The following is a 16,596-nucleotide window of genomic DNA, read 5'->3' as shown; positions in this document are numbered from 1 at the left end:
GTTATCTGTTTTTCGACATTGCAAATGTCGAACAGCGGTTGCGGGCGGTAGTAATAGTATTGTAATTGGTTTCGGCTACAGAGCAATCGCTTTGCGTTGGGACCAATTACTTTTTTCTATCCATATTATTATTTTCCAAAATCAAGATACTGGGAATTTCGTTGATGCCTCGAATAAGCAGTTTACTATACTCCAATGCATTATGCACATAGGCACCCAAGACTATGTCTATGTCCCCGTCACCATCAATATCTCCCACATCCATGGTCAGCCATTTTCCCAAAGCTGCCTCCGGAACGATTTTCGGTTTGAACGTCATATTCCCAAAATTTTCAAAAAGAATAAACTGCTGCTTAGGATCTTCCAAATCATCGTAAAATGCGATCGTGGCCAAGTCCAAATCTCCATCCCCATCAAAATCAAGTGCCATTGCTTTTGCCGCTCCGTATTGGGGGTAGAACCACGCTTCTTCGAAATTGCCATCACCTTTATTTTCATAGATGCGGAACCCATGATAGGGCTTGGGGACGGATGAATAATCCCAATTATCCCCGTTACTAATTAGCAGATCCAAATTCCCGTTGCCATTCAAGTCATGCAGTTCAAAATAACTTGAACCCATTACAGGAGGAAACTGTAGCAACACTTTCTCAAAATCAAATTGACCATTCCCCTTATTATAAAAAACGGATAGACGCTCGTTTCCTTGGCAAAAGAGTGCCACTATATCCAGTTTTCCATCATTATTCAAATCCTGAACTTCAACCCTCCTAGCACCGGAGCCACCCAGTTGGATCGGTTTTGATGATAGATTACCATCCATATAAATGGAAATATTCCCTCCATTATGGCCATAGTTACATACTATAAAATCGGACTTTCCATCCTTTTCAATATCCTCCCAAATCCCGTAAACAGGTCTCGATAATCGATCCAGAACCTGATTCCATGCATTGAGATTCAGATCCATTTCATAAAGAGCACCTTGCGAAAGATCGCTGGGAGCGATAGAACCGATGGTGAGGAAATTATAAACATTGGGAGCCTTTTTGATAAATTGTACAGCCGGGCTTGAGATATCGGGAAGCGTAAACAATTCATCGCTTTGGACTTTTACATAGAGTTGATTGGTGCTGGCGTCTGAAATAAAGACTTCCCCCCTTTCCTCATTAATTGCCACTAGGCTTGATTTTGGACTTTTGATTCCGTCTATGAAAAGTGTCTTTGCTGTAAAGTTCTGCAGTACTTCCGGGATATCCTTTGACTTTTGTGGCGGCAAAACGGTCGGTGCTTCGGCATCAAAATAATCCATGATAGCCTGAAAATCGGCGACACTAATTTGTTTTGTCGGGGGATATACACCGAGTCTTTTAATAATTGCAATTTCCTCATCCGACTTATTGTCCCAAACCCGCAGACTATCCTGAACTTCCTTAAAGCCCATAAGTGCGGCCATTTGTGGGAGAACTTTATTTTTCCAAATCTCTTTTGGTAAAAGGGATGGAGGGGCATAGGAATGACAGGTGCTGCAGTAACTTTCCGCCAGGATTTTCCCTTTCAGCAATGGCTCATTTTGGGCTTGAACCGCTATTGAAAATTGGAATACAAGAAAGGCGAAGGGGATACAGATACGAAAGGAGGCCATTAATTATGTGACAATTTTTGTAAGGATACAATTTTGAAAGGAATGAAAGGTAAATTTTAAAATACCTCTCTTTTAATTAGTTTTTCCTTTTAGTACCTTTTAAGAGCTTTTTTTCATGTGTTTATAATTGTTTTTTAATGGCCACATGGAATCTCGCAATTATAATCATCCCTCCGTGCGTCGCCTGCGTCATGCTCGATTTCATCTCCTTCAAGCTTTCGCTGCAATTTCTTTACATCTTCTGAGGGCGGCAGGTTTTCAGGTACAATTCCTCTTTGCGTTAGCATTTTTCTTACAGCAAAATTATTGTCAACATGTTCTTTTTCAATTTTTGTTTGTCCTATCAAATCTTTACTTTGCACATTCAATCCTGTCATTTCCGCTGCCAAATCTTTAGCTTTTATACTAATTGTAGGAAGAAAGTCAGCAACTGGCCTGCTCACTGGTACGCCCATTTTACGTTTGAGCATTTGAGTGTTTAATTTAAATAATGCTTGGTCGCCTTTGCTTCTAATGATTTCAAATCCTTGGTTATCAACACCGCGCTCATAAAGTATTCCCGAGAGTTGCCTCTCCGTTTGACTTAATTTCTCACGAGCTCTTACTCGTTCAAATTCTAGAATCCTCTGTTCAACTAACTCAGCTCTTCGCGTTTGTACGGCAAAATAGTTTTGCGCAAAGGCAATTTCTTCTTTTCTGCTATCTCCGTTTTGAGCAATAAGATAACATGCGTACCTTGTTAGAGCAATGTCGTCCACGGGTCTTTCAGTTTTTGAACCAATCTCGACCATTTTCTTGATGTCAGGAAAATGGTTTTCGTTTAATTCCCCGGCATTCCTACATGCATCCTTCGCTTTTTGGATAACTTTCTCAAAATTCTCCCATTTGCTATATCCTAACAAATTTTGTAACTCTCTTGCACTCCAACACTCAACACCTTCCACCTCTGATGCGGCTGCTTCAAATTGGGAAAATAAATCTCTAATCTCCTCTGACTTCATATTGTTGAATTTTTAAATGCTTTCTTTCAATCCACCTAAGTTGTAGATTATCAGTTTATTATTTCTCAGGACTGCCATTTTCAAATTTTTTGGTCGGTATTAACATTTGACATTTCAATCCTCCCAATACATAAATAATCTAGCTGTTGCAGGCCTTTTTCTCTTCTTTCAAAATAGCGTTTCGAAAAATATCACTGATTGGAAAACACATGTCAAAGTCATTCCAATCCAAATTCCCGTTTTTTATTTGAAAGTTCTTAAATTGAACTTCTTCCAAATACTTTCGTAGGGCTGGATGTTTAGCTTTCTCAAGAAATGGCTTGAAATCGACCAATTTGCTTTGCCCGTTATTAAAGGTTACCCAAATAGCAAAATCACCGATAAAATTGGCTTCTGTAATGAACAAGTTCTCTTGTCTAGGCTGGTTAGTATATTTTTCTATAATCCTCATAGGCTACAGTTTTTTGATAATTCGTTCAAAATTCACATCTCTGTGATAAACAAAATAATCAATCCACTTCTGTACAATCGCATCTGCATAAAACTTAAGAAAGGTTTTCAAATTCTTCACTTCATTTCCTTTCAACGGATCCTTTCCTCCCACATTGGAGACAACAATTTCCTCTACCTTTCCATTCATTAAAATGATTTCGGCTTTACTTTCATATTCTCCTCTCCTGGCATGTCTATGTATCGGTTCATGTTCATTAGCATAAAAAAAGATAATGATCCCAAGATATTCATAGAGTTTTGGCGTTTTTTCTCCCGCTTAAATCCCTATTAATCGAAAAACATTTCAAGCAGGGAAATTTAATCATTTGTTCAACTAATTAAAAATGTTGTTGATTATTTGCCATCTAATTTCTTCGTCAAGTTCCCGGTGTATTGCAAATAAAAATGAAAGTAGATTAGTAGTTCGAGAGAGGAACAATGTCGAAATTCGAGGGGGTTCGGGTACGCTCACCCCTCGCATGTCGGCTCCTATAGAAGTAAGGGAAAACCAATTGTCTCTAACTGGTATTCATGAATGTCCACTTTTCGAAGGCTCTCAACAATTGCCAATAAATCACTCTTTTCTAATAAGCTGAATCGCATCCATCCTTACCCGTGCATCTTTGATAAGCGATGTCAGTGTTTGCTGCTCATTAAGAGCGATTTGAATTTCTTCAGTGCGGATGTTTTTGTTTTTTTTCTGTAAAATTTTTAGCCTGTTTATTTCATGATTCAACGTAAGGTTCATGCGTTGCAGTCCATCAACTATTTCAATTTCACTCCTTTGTTCAGCAATTTTCGTGGCTGCAGCAATCATATTGGGCAGAACCGTGTCCATCAAGGTTTGATTATCCAGCAGGGTATCAATCTTCCCAGGAGTCAATTTTTTGTAAAAGGTTTCTACAGCCCACAAATCTGTCACATCCTTACCGCTATGATCTACCACAATTCTAAGCGGAGTACTGGGAAGAAAACGATCTACATAAACGTTTTGGCCTTGAGCTGTTTCAAGAACAAAAAGTATCTCCAGGAGCAGCCCAGGGCTGTTTGTTCCACGTAGTACTCCAAAACTCGAACTTCCAGTTCCGGAACTCAACACCATATCCATAGAGCTTGTGGTCAAGGGATGATCCCAAGTGAGGAAACCAATATCCTCCCGGCTTAGAGCTCGTTTTCTATCAAAGGTAATGCCCATACCTTCCTTCGGAATAGAAGGAAACACCTCGGTAGCTTCAGAAGCAGGATGCGAAAAATAGGTTCGGGAGGAAAGGTCTTCCATTTCAATTCCAAAATGGTGAAAGACTTTTGTGAAATAAGTTTCAAGGGTATTATCAGCATCTTCTCGTAAAATCTCTTCAACCAGCTTTTCCGCTATCCTCGGGCGAAAAGAATTCATTTCCAGCAATCGGTCACGTCCGTCAGTAAGCCTCTTCTGAAGTTCATTTTTAAAAATGGATGTTTCGGTAATTAGTGCTTCCAATTTTGGACCTACTTCTGACAAAGATTGGGACTTGCATAGAGTCAGCAGTCTTTCACTAAATAATTTCGATAATTCATTCCCACCCTCCAAGTTTTCTTCAAAGGCGTTCAAGCCTTCATGAAACCACCTTACAAGTACGTGCTGCGGGCTGTTGACAAGGTAGGGGATGTAAATATGTATGTCTTCTGTCTGACCAATCCTGTCGAGTCGTCCTATCCGCTGCTCCAGCAATTCGGGATGAAGCGGCAAGTCGAATAAAACCAGGTGATGGGCAAATTGAAAATTTCGTCCCTCACTTCCTATTTCGGAACAGAGGAGGATTTGAGCTCCGTCTAATTCCGAAAACCAGGCTGCATTTCTGTCACGCTGAACGATAGTTAGCTCTTCGTGGAAAACGCCAACTTTCAGATTGGCACGCTTGGCTAAAACTTCTTCCAAAGCCAGCACCTTTTCTTTGCTCTTGCAGATAAGCAATACTTTGGCGGGAGATAGTTTTTTCAGTGTGGTTAATAACCATTGTACCCGAGGGTCGTCTTGAAAATAAAAATCCTGCTTTATTGAGCTATCCCCCTGCCACATATCATGGGTAAATTCATCAGTCAGACGTTGAATCCAAAGATCCGGATCTTTGGCTGAGTCAACATGGATCAAATGTGGCTTTCGCTTTGGGAAACCAGTCATGGCAGCCCTGGTGTTTCGGAATAATACCCGGCCAGGTCCGTGCTGATCGAGTAGATCTTCGATTAAGTTATCCTTGGCTGAATCTCCTCCTGTTATTGCCGATTTTACTCTTTCCTTTGAAAAAAGGGATTCCAAAAACGTGATATCTTTCGGTTGCAAGCTTTTTCCCACATGCAGCTTTTCAACAATGGTGGCAATGTTTTTATGACCAGAAGGCTCCTTTATGAAATCATCATAACTTGCATATCTGTTTGGGTCAAGTAATCGGAGCCGTGCAAAATGGCTTTCTTCACCCAATTGCTCTGGGGTAGCGGTGAGGAGCAGTAATCCTTTCGCCACTTTACTCAATAACTCCACCACGCCATACTCAGGACTTACCTTGTCAACAGACCATTCCAGATGATGTGCTTCGTCCACAACGAGCATATCCCAACCCGCGGCAAGTGCTTGGCGGGTTCGTATCGATGAATTGGCCAAAAACTGAGTACTGCAAATAATCAGTTGATCGTCTAAAAACGGATTGCCATCAGGAGCACTGCCATCAAGAGAGGCGCATCGTTCTTCGTCAAAAATACTAAACCACATGTTGAAGCGGCGCATAACTTCTATAAACCATTGATGTACCAACGACTCTGGAACGAGGATCAGTACTCTCGAAATCCGCCTACTTAACAGCATGCGATGTAGAATTAAACAGGCTTCAATGGTTTTCCCTAGACCAACCTGATCTGAAAGCAAGACACGGGGAGCATACCGCGAACTCACCTCATGCGCAATGTATAGTTGATGGGGAATAAGGTCGATCCTTCCGCCCACAAATCCGCTTACAGGGGACAATCTTCGTGTATAGTCATGTTGAAGCGTTTCCCTGCGTAAGGCAAAGGCTTGAGGAGAGTCCACATCTCCCATAAAAAGTCTATCGTCTACACCATGTGTTGCCGTCACATCACCAAGATCGGCTTCAGAGACTTTTCTGTCTTTGCCGTAATAGATGTATAAATCATCCTCCAATTCAACCCGCTGAATAAGCAAAGTCTGTTTTTTTGTATCCGCTATTGTCTGGCCAGGTTTAAAGACAACCCGAAGTAAGGGTGCACTTTCCATAGCGTACAGGCGGGTTTCATCCGATCTGGGAAAATATATTTTTACCTTTCCTTTGCCGATTTCGGTAAGAATGCCAATTCCTAATTCCGGTTCACCTTTGCTGGTATATCTTTGACTGGGGGAAAAGTTCTCTATTAATTGGGTCATCTTTGTTTAATCAAGCATAATCCCAAATTTGAATTTGGGAAATTTTAGTCACAACCAGCACAGATAACTACAAAACCAGCAGATGCTGATACCGCATCAATATTACCTTTCAAAAAAAAGCAACTGAACTAATCTCCAAACTTCTTACGACAGCACGTTTCAGGGTTTCGTCAGATAACAAATCATCAAACTGTAAATTTTCACTTACATGTACCAAATACAAACATTCTTCGTGAATATGTCTGAGAAATTCCCTTGGATCTTTAGACATATTTTACTTCACGTAATATTTGTGGACCGATATAAGGGCTTAACCCATTTTTAGTCACAACTTCTATCCTTTCATTTTTGAAAAGATCTTCGAAAAAATCATAAACAGCCATATAATTGTCAAAGTTTTCCTTTTCCGGTTCAAAATCAACCAACAAATCAATATCACTTTCGCTTGACTGTTCGTCATGCAAATAAGATCCAAACAGGCCAACATTTCGAACGCCAAATTTCGTGAGTTCGAGTTTATTGGATTTAAGTTTCTTTAATATGTTATCCTTTGTTGTCATTCAGCTAATTTCCATATCCCTAAATTACGAATCTTAATCGGTTTTTTTGTTCACAATGTTAAGCATTTGGATTGAAGTTGGTTTGCAAATTTACGACAACTGATAATATGCTGAAATGATTTTTATCCTTTATGGGTGAGCGTAGCGGAACCCCATGTTAATATTTCCCATTAGCATTACTCAGGTAAATGGTTTTCCCAATACGCTTTTGGACTGACGATTTTAGTCCCGTTGTAATCTGAAAAAGTAAAGTCGTTGGTATTTCCCGTTATTATAAAGTCTGCTTGACATTCATTGAATTAATGACGACACGATGACATTCGTATCAACGATTACTTTTTGCACGTCTTACTGCTTTTACTTCTTCGTTTATTTCCTCCATTGTCATTGAGGCAAATCCGTATTTTTCGGCCAACTCCACGGTTTTATCCATGTTTTGTCTCATCAACTCCCTACTTATGAGTTCAACAAACTCACTAAATGTAAGAGTGTCCTTTTTAATACCATACCTATCAAACTCTGAATCAGAAATAGAAACATTAAGGGTGCGCATAAAATCAAGTTTTCCTAAATTTAAAAAGAAGTCCCAATTTTTCCAAGTTAGGATGATTGTACCGAACTGATATTCTAATATGATTAGTTGATAGCCCTTCCGAAATCCGCATGATTAACGGAGCAGCAATAGAGGGGTGAGCGGAGCCGAACCCCGGTTGATTGCAAAAACACTCAATTCCGAAACCCTTTCATCAAATTTTTGCTGAGCTAGATTCGTTATAAGATCTTATATACTCTTCTAATTAAAAAAGAAAAACAATATTTTTAACATAAAATTAAAATTTTACCAGCCTATCAGTAAAATTGAAAGTACAATTACCGTAAGTAGAACTGTCCAAATAATTACTTGAGCTTAGATCTTTTCTGTTTTTGGCGTTTTTCCAGTCGATTAGTTCTTGGAAGTTTGTATTTGAGCCTCTGTCTGTTTTATATTGGGCAGAATAGGCATTATCTTTTATTTATCAGCAGTATCACTTTTCAATCCTAAAGACGCTATTACAGCTCTATATTGTGCTTCAATTACAGCCTGATTATGTCCGTGGGCAGCACCTGGCACAAGCACGAACTCCTTCTTCGGAGCTTCCACGTTGTCGAAATAGGCTTTCGTTAGCTCTTTGGGTGTCAAGATATCTTCCTCGCCCTGAATGAAGTAGACTGGAATTTTATAGTGCAGACCTTCCTTCATAAAATTCACCCCAGCCTCCATAGATTTGATGCCCATTTTTTTATGACCTGCAAAGTAGAGAAATGAATAATCATCCCCATTATACCTATCTTCGGCGTCCTTGTCATTGTCATAGCCGCTTGTCAGCTTCCACCAAGAATCGGGGGCAGGTGTTGAATGCTCCCGCTCATACTTCTTGATGATACGCATCAGCTGTCCCGACTTCCTGGCATCTTCATACGGTGGAGGGCCTAAGATTTTCAGTTCGCTCACGGATTTCTGATCGTTAGCAGTCTGCGCTAGCTTGGTCACCGTGTTAAATGCATGAAGAAATCCTTCAGCTCCATTGACTACTTGGGAGTGGCCTATATAGGCAGCGAAAAGATTTGGGCGTTGTAAGGCCATGCTCGCTCCGAGCACTGATCCCCAAGAGGTTCCCACAATCGTTATTTTCTGCTTTCCCAAGTGCTTGATAAGATACTCTGAAAGCTCAATTCCGTCAGCGGTCATTCGTTCGACTGTAAGTGGATTCTCGATCCAGTAATCTTCAGTTACCGTGTCGGGGGCATTTCGGCCGTAGGTTCTTCCTGCACCCCGTTGGTCCCAATAAACCAAAACAAAGTCTTTTTTCCAAGATCCATAGATTGTATCATCGTACTGACTCATGGTGCTACCTGGACCACCATGAAGGAAAAGTAAAACAGGGTTCGCACTATCATCCCCGTGAATGGTTACCCACTGTTCTATACCGCCAATGGGAATAAACTTTTCCTCGTTAATAGGCACTGTTTGAGCCGCTAAGCTAAATGAGATCAATGCAATAAACAGAATCATTAAAAAGATGGGCTTCATATTGTATTAAATATTAGCAGAATTAAAATTATAATAAGACAATTGGTTATTGGTAAATTGGGTAAAAAAATTGTGTATACGCAGCTCCCTCTATCAATTGCGTATCCATCTCCTTTGTTCACAGATTTTGGACATCGGAGATACGAAATTAGGGATTTCGTCGATCTAATCTTGCTTATTCTGGATATTTTGTTGTAATGCCAAGATTCGCCAAGTTCCTTCGGCACTTCGAAATTGGAAGCATACCAAAACTCTAACTTCCCCCAAAACCAAATATCCCGCTGCCCAGAAGGAACGCAGGTCAAATCAAAAAACAAATAAGCCTGAAACTTTAAGGAATAGCTACTTTACTCGGCTTCTTCTTTTTCTTGTTCTGCATCTTGTTGATCCAGATTAGGGTGCCGGTCACGGGCAGGGTAGTGGCTATCAGGCAGGCGATAAAGTAAAGAATCTTGGTAAATGTCCCGTAGACATCCCCTATATGCAGGGATTTGATGGAGCGGGCGATGCGCTGATTTAAGGGTTGGTCTCTAAACCGCTACGGTTACCAACTGTCCGGTGGCCTTATCCAAGACAACTTTGTCAGAAGCAGAAGGGGAAAAAAAGCCGACCTTGGATTTGAAAAGGGTGATTTCAGTATCCCTGGCTAGGACACGGTAAAGGACGCACATGTTAACTTGGTTCAATGTCCAAAAACTACATTAAGAATAAAAAAATCAGGTCGATGAAGTATCCTATATGCAATTTTTTATAGACAGTATTAACCGTAGCAGCTATTTTTCATATTGAAGGATATTCAATTCTAAAAGCTTAGTCATAGCTTTGTCTGAGGTCATTAAAGGCAGGTTCATGTAATGTGAAGTTGCGGCAATGATCGCATCAGGAAGTTTTATCTTGTAGTTCCTTTTTAATCCTGTTGTAATTCTTTTGATTTCAGAATTTATATCGATTATGGAAACAGTGGTTAAAAAATCTTCAATTACTTTCAGTTCCTCTGGACTTATTTCTTTATAGCCTAAAAGCTCCAATTCAGAAATAAAAGATATGTAGATTGTTTTATTATCAAGCAAATTCGCCAGAGTTCTATCTCCGGAAATTAAGTACAGAACAATATTTGTACCCAGAAAGATGCTATTCCCATTCATCTCTCATTTTTTTTTGAATTGCAAGTGGGTCTTCCTTGAGGGTAATAATCCCACAGTATTTGTGGGCATCGAACCTTTTCATGTTCTTGAGTCCCGAAAGTTTTCTATCGAAATCTTCCTTTTTGGTTCCTTTTTTTATTATTGTAACCATATTATCGAGCTTTTATCAAATATAACGTGTTTTTAGAACAACGACTCATTTTTCAAAAAAAATCCCGCACCCCAAACGGAATGCAGGACGAATCAGAAAAAAAAATAAACCCAAAGAACTACGAAACCGCCACCGTACTTCTTTTATTCTTTTTCTTTTTCCGCATCTTGTTGATCCAAATAATCGTGCCGGTCACGGGCAAAGTGGTGGCTATCAAACAGGCGATAAAATAAAGAATCTTCGTAAAGGTACCATAGACATCCCCTATATGCAGGGATTTGATAGAGCGGGCGATGCGCTGATTTAAAGGTTGGTCCCTAAACCGCTCCACGGCTACCAACTGTGCGGTGGCTTTGTCCAGGACAACCTTATCGGAAGCAGATGGCGCAAAAAAACCGACCTTGGATTTGAAAAGGGTGATTTCACTATCCGTCTCCTTGGGCAGTGTCAATCTGTATGTTCCGTCATAATCCAAGTGTTTATCTCCGGCCTCCAAATACATCTCTAATTCCAAAGTAGGAATAGCAGCCTTTTCCACTTCTTCCTCGTGGCCCGGAGCTCGTCCTGGTCCTCTGCCGCCTCCACCCTGCTCTACTCCCAAAACCTTAAACAGCCCTTCCTTGTACCAGTCAAAGGACCAATAAAGTCCAGTCAGGGACATCACAAGCAGCAGAAATGCGGAGTAAAAACCTAGCGTATTATGCAGGTCATGGTTGATCCGTTTCCAGTTGCCGGACCACTTGATGCGCAAACCCTGCTTCCAGTAGCGTACCTTCTGCGGAATCCAGATAACCATCCCACTGATAATAATCAACGTAAATATAATCGTAGCCCAACCCACAATCGGCCGCCCAATTTCCGTATCCAATAGCAACCAACGGTGAAGCCGGAACATGGTCATAAAAAATTCCCCACCAACCGGGTCGCCCGAAGCAGTCACTTCCCCCGTATAGGGATTGACGGGAACATTGGAACCCCTACCCTTTTCCTCCTTACCCCGCACATTTACCAAAAAGGTGCGGTCCAGATCGTGGGGAATCGTGATGCTGCCCACTTCCTTACCTGTTCCCTGACCCACCACCGCAATCAGTTCTGCAAGTGGAAGACGTTTTTGACTGGTTGGAATCTCGGCAATGGTGTACCTCTCCGGTTCCATCCATTCCTGAATTTCCTCTTTAAAGGTGTAGATGGTGCCGCTAAGGCATACCAGGAAGATGATGATTCCACTGGCAATACCCATCCAAAGGTGGATTTCGTTTAGCCATCTTCGGGTAAAGGCCCAGGCTGATTCTTTTTCTTTTTGCATTGGGATAGTGGTTTAAGAGTTAGTTTGCCCACCAAACTTTGGCGGTGGTGACTTGGTCATCGCCCTGACTGACGACTTCATCCAGATTTGTCATGCGTTCTGTCTCCGGATACATCAGCCGTTGGGGTCGGACGGAAGGATTATTTATGGCAAGGGAATTTGGAAACTGGGGCATACCAAGTCTCCGGAAGTCATTCCAAGCTTCGATACTGCTAATACTGTTTAGGGAAAGCCATTTTTGAAGGATTAGCTGATCTAATGTGCCCTGATAAGCTACTTCTGACTGATTCAAGTATTCATCCGCAGCCGCACCGTTCAGTCCCAGATAGACGAAGGATTCCGTAATAGCCGCATTATAAAGTTCTTCTGCGGATAGGTTGATCCATCCACGTTGCGCAGCTTCGGCTTGCAAAAACAAACTTTCAAAGGATCCCATCAACACACTTGCCTGTGTGGGACTTTTCAAAAGCCCGGCAGGCTGTCCGTTGTTTTCCAACGGACCTTTTAATGCCGACGTATTTGCACGTCCATATAGGGCTTGGTTTACAACAGGATCTCCAAAAACAACTCCATTATAGTCGCCATTAACAGCCAAATAAAGCTGTCCAAGTCTGGGATCGTTCCTTTCCGTATATTTTTCCAACAAGTAGGTTGTAGGCCGGATATCCTGGTAGTTTGCGGTAGCTGCCTGCTGCACATTCCGGTAGTAACTTTCATAAAAGGGGTTCATTTTGCCCGCTGTTTGCAGATAACCTGGCTGGATCAAGGCACTTTCACCCATCCCCAAAAATCCACTGCCTTCAGCTGCAATCTTCGCAAGTTCTGCGTTGATATAGGCTGCATTGTCCTTTTCACTTTGGCGGATCAGTGCCCGCAGTTTTACTGTGTTTCCAAATTTTGCCCAAAGCGTTTTGTTCCCTTTAAACAAAACATCGTCTGTTCCAGCCACCTGCGCCGCTGGTGCCATTTGAATTGCCGAGATTCCTTCGGTAATGAGATTTACTGCTTTTTGGTACACGTCTTGACCGGCTTCATAGGAAGGAGTTGAATTGGTCGTTCCCTGCAATGCTTCCTCAAAAGGAACATTATTATATATATCAACCAAGCGCAGAAAATGCCATCCCTGCATTATTTTGGCCACGCCCTCGTAAAAAGGCTCTCCCTCCTGCTCTGCCTGTTCTCTGATCAGGTGATAATAAACCAACGTCGTATAAGTAGTTTCCCAAACCGGATAGCCATCCCGAACGTCCCGCATTCCGGGACCATTGTAGTTTTTTTGGTGAAAGAAGGAGTTGATTCCTTCGCTGCTTGTTCCCCAATAGCCACCCCACAGGGCTCCCAATTGGTTAAGTTGGCCTTGTTCCTGATTAACGGAGGCGACCAAGGCCGCCGGAAGTTTAGCACTAAGTGCCAGGTTTTCTGAAACCGGAGCGTTGGGATTATCATTTACATCTAAGAAATCCGCACAGGATTGGAAGAGTATCGTAATAAATCCCAAAAGGGTAATTGTGTGTCGTAATTGCATGACTTTATTTGATAAGATCATTTAATATGTTTATAATTTGTTTTTTAGAGGTCACATTGAATCTCGCAATGATAATCATCCCTCCGTGGGTTGCCTGCGTCCTGCTCGATTTGGTCAAAAAGAAAGGTTTACATTGAATCCATAAGTCCGGAACGGAGGTACTTGCCTGAAACTGACATAGCCGTCAGTGGAGTTGTACAAGTATTCGGGATCTCCGTGGTCATTGTCCTTGTGCCGGAGGATAAACAGGTTGGTACCTATTAAGCTAAGGCTTGCTGCCTCAAGAAACCTCTGTCCACCAAACCATTTTTGTGGCAATTCATAGGTAAGATTTAATTCCCTGAGCTTGAAGAAATCCGATTTTACCGCGGTGTTGGACTGAATCTTTCCTTCAAAATCCCAAAATGCCTTGTCACCCGGAGAAAGGATAGCGATATTTTCCACAAAACTTCCATCCTCCTGCTGAATTACTGAATTGGGATACAGGAAAGGCTCCCGATCATAGGCAACCGTTCTGGGATGGGTACCAGCAGTGTATTGGCGGGGGATGATTTCGGAATAGAGCCATCCACCCCATCGGCCGTCAAACTGGGCAGCTATACTCAGGTTTCTGAACTTGTATATCACGCTGGCACCTGCTTGGTAAGGAGGAACCATGGTTCCTAAATGGGTTTCAACGGGAGATACCTGAGGATATCCCGTCTCTTGATTGATTACCACCCTACCTTGGGGATCACGAAGGTAATCGCTGACCATCAAGCTTGGATAGGACTGGCCTACATTCGCATAAGACTGTCGGAAAATATTATAGGAGTCGCCCTCATACAGTTCCTCTACGTTGTTGTTGATCCGGCTGAAGGTAATTCCCACATTTAATTTTTGATCCTGCCGCTGCAGCACATCGCCCATAATGCTCAGCTCTACAATACGGTTGGTTAATCGGCCGGCATTCACAATGGCCGTGCTATAACCAGTGGCTCTGGAAACAGAAGCGTTAAAAATCTGCCCTTCTGAATCAGAATACACATAACTTCCTTCCACATGCAGTCGGTGATCCAAAAAGCTTAACTGCGTACCTACTTCGTAGGAGGTAACAAACTCCGGCTGTATGCCCGGATTGGGGTATGCAGAACTTGGTGTAAAACCAACCAACGTTCCAAAGGGAAAGCCATTGGTCTGACTGTAGGGATTATTAAGCCTGTATGGAGCCAAGGTTACATTTCCGGTTCTATTCCATGAAGCGAATAGCTTTCCAAAGGTTAGAAATTTGCTGTCTTTTAAAAACGGTATTACTTCCGGAAACAGGAAGGAGGTACTTACTCCGGGATAGAAATAAGATCGGTTGCTGGGGTCCAATACAGATACCCAGTCATTTCTACCCGTCAGGGTTACGTAGAGGAAATTGTCATACCCTCCTGTCCACTCGCCGTAAACCGCCAGTGATCTGTATTCCGTTATGGAACTTCCGGAACCGGACGTCAATTCTCCCACACGAACGTCCGGATTATAAATTCCCGGCAACAACAGGTTCGAAGCACCTACGGTAACCCGCTTGCTGTTATCTGCCCGGAAATTCTGTCCCAAGATCAGATTGTTGGAAAATTTGCCAAACTGTTTTCGGAAGTTTAGGATTAAATCACCGTTGTAGCGCTGAAAGTTATCGTTGATATCAGTCACAGCGCCATTAACATTTCTCCTACCTATTCCTTCAAATTTTCCGGTAGTATTTCTGGTCTCATTTACATCCATATAAAATCCCAGTCTATATATAACACTCAGCCAAGGCTTGACCTCATAATCCAGTTCAATTTTACCGTTGATGGTATATTGGTCATTGTTTTGACGATAATTGTCCAGTAAAAAAAACGGATTTTTGACCAGGTCTGTAAAGTAATTGTTTGGATAAGCTATGCTGTTTGGATCCTGCCAATCCACCATTTGAGTATAGTCCAGGTTGGCGGGTGAGGTATAGGTTGAAAGCCAAGGTCCATCCGGAGCAAAGGACTTGGAAAATGTCACATAGTTTAGGTTATACGATGTCCGCAGATTGCCGAATTTCTTGGAGCCATTAAATCTTGCACCTGTACGGTTACTTTCGTCACCGGGGAGAATTCCTGTAATCCGCACATCCTGTAGAGACAGAAAATAAGAGCTATTATCATCCCCTCCGGAGAAGGAAATATCATTCTGCAAATTCATCCCCCGCTGAAAAAGCTTCAACCGATTGTCCCTGTTCGGAGCGGCATATAGGAGCTGCGGTTGGGTACCGTCTGGAAGCTCGGGTCCGAAATCCCTCATCGTCCCGTCAAATCGTGGACCCCAAGATTCATGTTGTAATGGATCATAGACACCATTTTGCCCTTGGCCAAACTCATTTTGGGCACCGGGTAGTAAAAAGACATCACTAAAAGTGGTCGTATTGCTAAAGGTTACCCGTGTATTTCCCTTGGTTCCTCTTTTCGTTGTGATCATTAACGCACCGTTGACTCCTTCCGACCCGTACAGTGCTGCGGCGTTAGCTCCCTTTAATACTGTAATACTTTCAATGTCATTTGGATTCAGTCGGCTGATATCGGGAATGGGAACACCGTCGACCACATATATAGGAGCGTTTGCATTTCTATTCAGGGACCTTGATCCCCGCATCACAATTTGGATTTGAGGATCCACCTTGCTGTCATACATATTAATACGAAGGCCAGCAACTTTACTGGTGAGCCCGGTGAGTGGGTTAACCGTTTTACCTTGGTTGAGGTATTCGTTACCGATTACTTGGGTTCCACCACCAATTTCTTTAGCAGCCCTGCGTATTCCCAAAGCTCCAGTCACCACTACCTCGGAGAGCATTTTTTGATCCTCTTCCATGCGGATGTCAAGTGTTTGCTCTTCTGCACCAACCTGAAGTCGCTGGGTAAGAAATCCCAAAAATGAAATCGTAATCTGATCTCCCACTTCTGCATACATCCGGAATTCTCCATTCCTTCCAGAAACCGAAGTAACAGGTGTATCCTCAACTTGAATGACCGCCCCCGGAAGTGGTAATCCGGAGTCTCTTTCAGTAATTGTTCCAAATACGTGGACCCGTTGGGCGGAAAGCTGGTGCGAAAGCATCAGTAGGGAGAAGCCCAGCGCTAAAATAAAAGTTATTTTTAAACGTCTCATCATGATAAATTTTGAATTCTTATGTACGAAGTATTATTACTATTTAGACTTAATCTAAAAAAGATTAACTTTGTGCAAAGGTATACGCCAGCCCGGCTATGCAGTGACCTTATCAGGAATAAAAAA

Annotated in this window: 15 protein-coding genes; all 15 read right to left on the bottom strand. The window is 42.1% G+C overall.

Going from position 1 to position 16,596, the window contains the following annotated elements; all coding sequences use genetic code 11:
* Positions 1 to 106: 106 nt before the first annotated feature.
* Positions 107 to 1,645, bottom strand: a complete 1,539-nt coding sequence (locus FQ608_RS25200) for an FG-GAP repeat domain-containing protein (RefSeq protein ID WP_158861263.1) — start codon at positions 1,643 to 1,645, stop codon at positions 107 to 109.
* Positions 1,646 to 1,779: 134 nt separating this feature from the next.
* A complete protein-coding gene (gene dinD / locus FQ608_RS25195; protein ID WP_158861262.1) occupies positions 1,780 to 2,646 on the bottom strand; it encodes a DNA damage-inducible protein D in 867 nt (288 codons plus the stop codon).
* 139 nt (positions 2,647 to 2,785) lie between these two features.
* Positions 2,786 to 3,097 (bottom strand): DUF2442 domain-containing protein, encoded by a 312-nt coding sequence (locus FQ608_RS25190; RefSeq protein WP_158861261.1) that lies wholly within the window; start codon positions 3,095 to 3,097, stop codon positions 2,786 to 2,788.
* 3 nt (positions 3,098 to 3,100) lie between these two features.
* Positions 3,101 to 3,370, bottom strand: a complete 270-nt coding sequence (locus FQ608_RS25185; RefSeq protein WP_262885540.1) for a DUF4160 domain-containing protein — start codon at positions 3,368 to 3,370, stop codon at positions 3,101 to 3,103.
* A 342-nt stretch (positions 3,371 to 3,712) separates the two neighbouring features.
* Positions 3,713 to 6,550 (bottom strand): RNA polymerase-associated protein RapA, encoded by a 2,838-nt coding sequence (rapA, locus tag FQ608_RS25180; RefSeq protein ID WP_234364391.1) that lies wholly within the window; start codon positions 6,548 to 6,550, stop codon positions 3,713 to 3,715.
* A 263-nt stretch (positions 6,551 to 6,813) separates the two neighbouring features.
* Positions 6,814 to 7,110, bottom strand: a complete 297-nt coding sequence (locus FQ608_RS25175) for a nucleotidyltransferase family protein (RefSeq protein ID WP_158861260.1) — start codon at positions 7,108 to 7,110, stop codon at positions 6,814 to 6,816.
* A gap of 325 nt (positions 7,111 to 7,435) precedes the next feature.
* Positions 7,436 to 7,663 (bottom strand): hypothetical protein, encoded by a 228-nt coding sequence (locus FQ608_RS25170; RefSeq protein ID WP_158861259.1) that lies wholly within the window; start codon positions 7,661 to 7,663, stop codon positions 7,436 to 7,438.
* Positions 7,664 to 8,119: 456 nt separating this feature from the next.
* Positions 8,120 to 9,181 carry an alpha/beta hydrolase gene (locus FQ608_RS25165; RefSeq protein WP_158861258.1) on the bottom strand — a complete coding sequence of 354 codons (1,062 nt, stop codon included), beginning with the start codon at positions 9,179 to 9,181 and terminating at the stop codon, positions 8,120 to 8,122.
* Between the two features lie 331 nt (positions 9,182 to 9,512).
* Entirely contained in the window at positions 9,513 to 9,662 is a 150-nt protein-coding gene (locus FQ608_RS27680; RefSeq protein WP_234364399.1) for a PepSY domain-containing protein, read from the bottom strand.
* A 49-nt stretch (positions 9,663 to 9,711) separates the two neighbouring features.
* Positions 9,712 to 9,852: a hypothetical protein gene (locus FQ608_RS27675; RefSeq protein WP_234364390.1), complete on the bottom strand. Its 141-nt coding sequence runs from the start codon at positions 9,850 to 9,852 to the stop codon at positions 9,712 to 9,714.
* A 102-nt stretch (positions 9,853 to 9,954) separates the two neighbouring features.
* Positions 9,955 to 10,326 (bottom strand): type II toxin-antitoxin system VapC family toxin, encoded by a 372-nt coding sequence (locus FQ608_RS25155; RefSeq protein ID WP_158861257.1) that lies wholly within the window; start codon positions 10,324 to 10,326, stop codon positions 9,955 to 9,957.
* A complete protein-coding gene (locus FQ608_RS25150; RefSeq protein WP_158861256.1) occupies positions 10,313 to 10,477 on the bottom strand; it encodes a hypothetical protein in 165 nt (54 codons plus the stop codon). The genes FQ608_RS25155 and FQ608_RS25150 overlap by 14 nt, the downstream gene beginning before the upstream one ends.
* Before the next feature lie 118 nt (positions 10,478 to 10,595).
* A complete protein-coding gene (locus FQ608_RS25145; RefSeq protein WP_158861255.1) occupies positions 10,596 to 11,783 on the bottom strand; it encodes a PepSY-associated TM helix domain-containing protein in 1,188 nt (395 codons plus the stop codon).
* Between the two features lie 19 nt (positions 11,784 to 11,802).
* Positions 11,803 to 13,308 carry a SusD/RagB family nutrient-binding outer membrane lipoprotein gene (locus tag FQ608_RS25140; protein ID WP_158861254.1) on the bottom strand — a complete coding sequence of 502 codons (1,506 nt, stop codon included), beginning with the start codon at positions 13,306 to 13,308 and terminating at the stop codon, positions 11,803 to 11,805.
* Between the two features lie 114 nt (positions 13,309 to 13,422).
* Positions 13,423 to 16,473, bottom strand: a complete 3,051-nt coding sequence (locus tag FQ608_RS25135) for a SusC/RagA family TonB-linked outer membrane protein (protein ID WP_234364389.1) — start codon at positions 16,471 to 16,473, stop codon at positions 13,423 to 13,425.
* Positions 16,474 to 16,596: the final 123 nt, after the last annotated feature.

Origin of the sequence: Lunatibacter salilacus (assembly GCF_009797935.1) — a bacterium.
Classification (GTDB): domain Bacteria; phylum Bacteroidota; class Bacteroidia; order Cytophagales; family Cyclobacteriaceae; genus Lunatibacter; species Lunatibacter salilacus.
The sequence above is the reverse complement of the archived record's forward strand: the minus strand, read 5'-3'. Positions and strand labels throughout refer to the sequence as shown.

Excerpts from the sequence above, each read along its gene's own strand:
- FQ608_RS25150 (WP_158861256.1), bottom strand. The coding sequence starts at position 10,477 with ATGGTTACAATAATAAAAAAAGGAACCAAAAAGGAAGATTTCGATAGA.
- FQ608_RS25135 (WP_234364389.1), bottom strand. The coding sequence starts at position 16,473 with ATGATGAGACGTTTAAAAATAACTTTTATTTTAGCGCTGGGCTTCTCC.
- FQ608_RS25140 (WP_158861254.1), bottom strand. The coding sequence starts at position 13,308 with ATGCAATTACGACACACAATTACCCTTTTGGGATTTATTACGATACTC.
- FQ608_RS25175 (WP_158861260.1), bottom strand. The coding sequence starts at position 7,110 with ATGACAACAAAGGATAACATATTAAAGAAACTTAAATCCAATAAACTC.
- FQ608_RS25190 (WP_158861261.1), bottom strand. The coding sequence starts at position 3,097 with ATGAGGATTATAGAAAAATATACTAACCAGCCTAGACAAGAGAACTTG.
- FQ608_RS25200 (WP_158861263.1), bottom strand. The coding sequence starts at position 1,645 with ATGGCCTCCTTTCGTATCTGTATCCCCTTCGCCTTTCTTGTATTCCAA.
- FQ608_RS25170 (WP_158861259.1), bottom strand. The coding sequence starts at position 7,663 with ATGCGCACCCTTAATGTTTCTATTTCTGATTCAGAGTTTGATAGGTAT.
- dinD (WP_158861262.1), bottom strand. The coding sequence starts at position 2,646 with ATGAAGTCAGAGGAGATTAGAGATTTATTTTCCCAATTTGAAGCAGCC.
- FQ608_RS25165 (WP_158861258.1), bottom strand. The coding sequence starts at position 9,181 with ATGAAGCCCATCTTTTTAATGATTCTGTTTATTGCATTGATCTCATTT.
- FQ608_RS25155 (WP_158861257.1), bottom strand. The coding sequence starts at position 10,326 with ATGAATGGGAATAGCATCTTTCTGGGTACAAATATTGTTCTGTACTTA.
- FQ608_RS25145 (WP_158861255.1), bottom strand. The coding sequence starts at position 11,783 with ATGCAAAAAGAAAAAGAATCAGCCTGGGCCTTTACCCGAAGATGGCTA.
- rapA (WP_234364391.1), bottom strand. The coding sequence starts at position 6,550 with ATGACCCAATTAATAGAGAACTTTTCCCCCAGTCAAAGATATACCAGC.
- FQ608_RS27675 (WP_234364390.1), bottom strand. The coding sequence starts at position 9,852 with ATGTGCGTCCTTTACCGTGTCCTAGCCAGGGATACTGAAATCACCCTT.